This is a genomic window from Mycobacterium sp. E2327 (assembly GCF_001672675.1).
Lineage (GTDB): Bacteria > Actinomycetota > Actinomycetes > Mycobacteriales > Mycobacteriaceae > Mycobacterium.
Map to the genome: position 1 here is coordinate 1 of NZ_LZKE01000143.1, position 767 is coordinate 767.

General features: G+C 69.5%; 1 protein-coding gene. It reads left to right on the forward strand.

Translation table 11 applies throughout. The features are described 5' to 3' along the window. Positions 1 to 767, forward strand: a 767-nt coding sequence (locus tag A5712_RS17390) for a DUF222 domain-containing protein (protein WP_156766607.1), incomplete at both ends; no start/stop codon positions are given.

Here is a 767-nt window from a genome sequence, read left to right on the forward strand (position 1 = left end):
TTCGACGCGCTCGATGATGCCCTGAAGCGGTTGTGCGATTTGTCTTTTGACGTGTTGACCACCCCGGAGCGGTTGCGGGCCCTGGAGCGCGTGGAAGCCGCGGGGCGCCGGCTGCGCGCCCCGCAGCACACCCTGATCAATCAGCTCGACGATCAGGCCACTCCGGCAGAGCTGGGCGGCAACCTGTGTTGCGCGCTGGCGGATCGGTTGCGCATCACCAAAGCCGAGGCCGGGCGGCGCATCGCCGAGGCCGAGGATTTGGGTGAGCGCCGGGCGCTGACCGGTGAGGCGTTGGCGCCGCAACTGGGCGCGACCGCGGCCGCGCAGCGGCAGGGGTTGATCGGCGACGGGCACGTGAAGGTGATCCGCAGCTTTTTCGCCCACCTACCCACCGAGGTCGACCTATCCACCTGGGAGGCCGCCGAGGCGGATCTGGCCGACAAGGCCCGCGGGTATCGCCCCGACGAGTTGGCCAAATACGCCCGCCGGATCATGGACTGGCTTAACCCGGACGGCGAGTTCAGCGACCAACAACGGGCGCGCCGGCGCGCTCTGATCCTCGGCGAGCAGGACTTCGACGGCATGTCACGCCTGAGCGGGCTGATCACCCCGGAATTACGCGCCGCGATCGAGGCGATGCTGGCCAAGCTGGCCGCCCCCGGCGCGGCCAACCCCGACGACGAAACCCCGGTCGTCGACGACACCCCTGATGAGCAGGCGATCCGCCGCGACACCCGATCGACGGCCCAGCGCAACCACGACGCGTT